1 protein-coding gene and 1 pseudogene are annotated in these 4,867 nt (G+C 60.9%); both read left to right on the top strand.

Annotated elements, in window-relative coordinates:
• Positions 1–4,177, top strand: a 4,177-nt coding sequence (locus IAE77_RS00400) for a serine/threonine-protein kinase (protein WP_294219675.1), incomplete at its 5' end; no start/stop codon positions are given.
• Between the two features lie 187 nt (positions 4,178–4,364).
• Positions 4,365–4,867, top strand: a pseudogene (locus IAE77_RS00395) (hypothetical protein); the annotation flags it as partial.

Raw genomic sequence — 4,867 nt, 5'->3', positions numbered from 1 at the left:
GGAAATGCTACCCCAGTATCAGATCGAGGCACTCATCGGCCGGGGCGGGATGGGCGCGGTTTACAAAGGCATGCAGAAGGCGCTGGAGCGTCCCGTCGCTATCAAAATCCTGCCGCCGGAGATCGACGACGAGGACGCCAGCTTCACCGAGCGCTTCAAGAACGAGGCCAAGATCATGGCCCGGCTGGAGCATCCGGCCATCGTGCCCGTCTATGACTTCGGCGAGACCAGCGACGGCCTGCTCTACTTCGTCATGGGCTTCATCAATGGCACCGACATCCATCAGATGATTCAGAGCCAGGGCCGCCTGCCCCCGGAGCACGCGCTCGCCATCACGGCGCACGTTTGTGACGCGCTGCAATACGCGCACAGCCACGGGGTGGTCCATCGCGACATCAAGCCCAGCAACATCCTCATCAACATGCAGGGCCAGGTGAAGGTGGCGGACTTTGGCCTCGCCAAGGCGCAGGACAGCGGCCAGGGCCACGCCCTGACAAAGACCGGTCTGGCCATGGGCACTCCAGACTATGTGGCTCCCGAAGCGCTCATGATGGGAGTGCAGACCGATGGCCGCGCAGACCTCTACGCCGTGGGGGTCATGCTCTACCAGATGCTCACCGGCCAGGTGCCGCGCGGTGCCTTTGACCTGCCCAGCAAGCTCAGCGGCTGTGACCCGCGCTTCGACAAGGTCGTCATGCAGGCGATGAAGTATGATCGCGAAGAGCGCTACTCCACCGCCCTGGACCTGCGGCGCGACCTTGATGTCATCCTCACCGCTCCCCTGGTGCGCAGCGGCGGCCAGAGCAGCGCGGCGATACCCATGCAAGCCGCGGTACAAACGCCCACTGGCAAACCGCCGCAGCCTCGAAGTGATGCGGGCACGCCTGCCCGCACCACAAATAAGGGCGGCGTAGCCGCGACTCCAAATGCAGCGGGCAAGAGTGCCCACGCTCCTCTCCCGCCCGCCAAGAGCAAAGCACCTCTCTTTATCGGCCTCGCAGCAGCAGCCGCCATCGGCATCGGCGCGTTCGTGATGATGGGCGGCAAGAAAGGGGCGAAGCCAAGTGGGCCGCTCAGTCCTCTGAGCGGAACGAGCGTTCCCCAAACCACCAAACCCGCTCAGGGGACTGAGCGGACCACCATCAGGCCCGCCGAGCCAGCCAAGGCGCAGCCGAGGCCCGCTCCGGCACCCGTCTCCTCGTCTCCCAGTCTCCCCGTTCCCGCATCTTCCGACAAGTTTCCGCCGGGAAAATGGGTCAAGGTGTTTACCAAGGCAGAGGACTTGCCGGAGGATCTGCGCAAAGCAGGCGTGAAGGTCGAAGACGGGGTGATTTGCTTTGGAGAGAAACAACAATCCTTGAAGATCCCCAACAGTGACGCCGCAAACTTTGCAGTTCGTGCGCGTATCCGGCGCGGATCGACCAAAGACCAAACTAAAATCGTCCTCCGCGAAAACACCGGAAAGCCGGCATACCAAATCTACACCAACTCGCATACCAACCTGTTGATACAAAAATGGATTCGGATAGGCGAGGTTACCAATCTTGGAAACCTGGACGTCTCAGTTCCCGCCCCAGGAAATGACTATTCGTTGGAGTTTGCTGCCGTTGGCAGCCGCCTGATTGGGAGGGTTGGAGATTCGTCTCTAATCATGGTGAACGACGACTCCCTGAAGAGTGGTAACGCCAAGATCTACGGAGCCGAAGACATCCGCGACATCGAAGTCATCAACCTCGACGGCCTCAGTGAAGCCGACGCGCTCAAGATTCTCGGCGTGGATGAGAAGGGCAATGACCTGCGGCAGAAGACCGCCGCTGTCGCCTCCACTCCAACGCCCGGCACCGCCAAGGCTTCGACGGCTCCCGTCTCCTCGTCTCCAAGTCCCCCCATCTCCAAGTCTTCCGAAAAGTTCCCTCCCGGCCAGTGGGTGAAGTTGTTCACCAAGTTCGAGGACTTGCCGGAGGATCTGCGAATGCCAGACATCGGCGCGAGATTTGAGGATGGATGGCTGACTGTCCCCCTGAAGCCAAATCGTGAAGCTCGTCGTGTGAATTTGCCGTCATTGCACGATGGCCAGCATACAAACATGGCGATCCGGTTGACGCTGAAAGGATCACAAAGCGACTCAGCCAAATTCCTCTTCAGCCTCTCGCTCCGCTATGACGACATGGAAGCTCGTTACCAGTATATGATGAGGCAATATGCCGCGAGCCTGCAAGTCGCTGCCATCGGATTAGCCACTGACAAGCTTACCACCAGGCCTCGCGATGAGATTTTTGTAAATCACCCCTATGCGGCACCACTTGACCTTCCGTGGCGACTCGAATTTGGACTCGTTGGCAATCGCCTCATCGCTCGTGTGGACGAGCAATTGATCCCCGTGGTCACTGACCAGCGTGTGAAAAGTGGACGAATCACAGGCCACCTATTCGCCCCAAACGCCATCCGTGACATCGAGGTCATCAACCTCGACGGCCTCAGTGAAGCCGAGGCGTTGAATATCCTTGGCGTCGATGAAAAAGGCAACGACCTGCGTGCGCTGGCGGCGAAGCAGGAGCAGCAGAAGGCCGAGATGGCAAAGCAGGCCGATGCCATGGCCGCCATCCCGGAGCTGAAGACGCTGCACGAGCAGTTCGTGAAGCTCACCGCCGAACGCGTGACCGCGCCCTTCGAGAAAGACGTGGCCGCGCTGAACACCAGCTACCTCGGCGGACTGGACCGCAAGATGACCGAACTGAAGCAGAAGGGCGATCTCGACGGCGTGCTGGCGCTGGTAGCGGAGAAAAAACTCATCGCCGACAAGCAGCTGATGCCTGCTGAAGACGACGATACCATACCCGCCACGCTCAAAGACCTGCGCAAGATCTACCGAGACGCCCACAGCAAGCTCGAAGCAACCCAAGCCGCCAATCTCAAAGCCCTCACCGACCCGCTTGGCATCCGTCTCAAGCAGCTCGAAAGCACGCTCACGCAAGCGAATCGCATCGAGCATGCCAAGGTCGTTCGGGAGTATCGGGAGGGATTGGGTAGGGCGGCTGGTCCTCCAGCCGCCGCGAGCGTCGCCAAGACTGCGACCACGCCAGACCCGGCGCTTGGAGGACCAAGCGCCCTACCCAAGAAGAAACTCCCGCCCGGCGACGACCGCAAGGCGGCAGAGTGGGCACTCGACATGGGGGGCGTGATTGACGTCATGGAAGGCAAGGTCAAGCGCCGCATCCAATTCAAGGCCGACCTTCCCAAGCGCTCCTTCGACCTCGTTTACGTCAGCATTCAGGCGGATCGCCCCACCAAGCCAGTCATCGAGTTCACCAATCTCAGCGCCCTCGCCGGCCTGCGGCAGTTGTCCTTCCTCGAAATCAATGGCTATCCGGTGCAGGACGATGACACGGATTATTTGGCCACTCTGCCGGAGCTGAAAGAACTCCAAATCGTCCGGAGCCCTGCCTTCAGCGGGCGAAAACTTGCCTTGCTCAAAGACGCGGAAAAACTCGAACGACTCAATGTGGGGGGCTGTTTGGCTTTGGCAGCGGAGGGGATCGCTCAGATCAGCCAGTTGAGCGATTTGACATCGGTCATGTTCAACGACTGCAAGTTTGCTGACGCCGACCTCCCGCCGCTCCGTCAGCTCAAGAAGCTGACCAGCATCGGGTTTTCCAACACGCCGGTCACGCTGGCTGGCTGGAAGGAGCTCAAGGGCCTGCCGCTGACCAAGGCCGTGTTCGTCAGCCCGCCGGGACAGGCTGCCGAATGGTGTCGCGAAATCGCCACCCTGTTCCCTTCCATCACCAGCTTTGACGTTTCCCGCCGCGAACCTTTTCCAGTCGAGGATGTGTCCGCCGCAAAGGCCTTTGCCGGCTTGGAAGAATTCATTCTCGCCAGCACCTACACGGAGAATGCCGCCCTGGCAGAGGTGGCAACCTTCCCCAAATTAACGAAGCTCACCCTCCGCGGTGGTGGCGCAGGCCCGGCAGCAAAAGTCACGGACGAAGGCATCGCGCACCTCGCCAAGCTGCGCACGCTGCAAACCTTGCGTCTCGAAAACCTCAGCGAGATCACCGAGCAGGGCCTCATCGGCCTGAAGCAGCTCAAAAGACTGGAGCTGTCCGTGTCCACGTGCCCCAAGTTCAACGAGGCGGCCTTCAAAAAGGCCCGGCCCGACGTGACCCTGGCGAAGTGAAGGACCGTAGGCGCAGTCGCCAGACTGCGGCGGATCGCAAACGCTCACGCCCACCCCCTCGTTCTGGCGAACGAGCCTACAGGCCGTAGGAGCGCTCGCCAGAGGGCCAGAGCCGGACGGCTGCAAAAAATCATTGCCTCTTGGGCTGGTCTTTGGTGGAATCCCCATTGCCAACCCGCTTCCGACCGTGAAAACGCTTTACTGGGACGCGATCAACCCCTTCACGGGAAAGCCCTTCACGTGGGACGATCCCAACCTGAGATGGGGCAGCCCCAGTTATTATCTGGAGCCTGGGGACGAGGGTTTTGTGCCTTATCCGGCACCCGCGCCGAAGCCTGCGGCCAAAAAGAAGAAGCCTTTCCGCCGGAAGACGGCGGCAAACACACCTGCAACACCCAACCCAGCCAACACGATGCCCACGTTCAAATACCACACCGCTCCCAATCCCAAGGGAGGCTTCACCACCCGTCCTGTGCTCGGCGAACCCGTGACGGACGAGACGTTTTTCAACATCGCCGCCACGAAAAGCGGCGGCCTCACCGCGGATCAGATCAAGACCGGCCTGACCGCCGTGCTGGACACGGTGCTGGAATGCAGCAGCGGCTGCGCCTTTTCCAACGGGCTGCTGGGCAGGCTGCGCTTCCGCCCCACCAGCGGCGGCAGCCAGCCCGGACCGGCGGACTTTGACAA

The sequence above is a fragment of the Prosthecobacter sp. genome, from assembly GCF_014879935.1.
Taxonomy (GTDB): Bacteria; Verrucomicrobiota; Verrucomicrobiia; order Verrucomicrobiales; family Verrucomicrobiaceae; genus Prosthecobacter.
The sequence above is the reverse complement of the archived record's forward strand: the minus strand, read 5'-3'. Positions and strand labels throughout refer to the sequence as shown.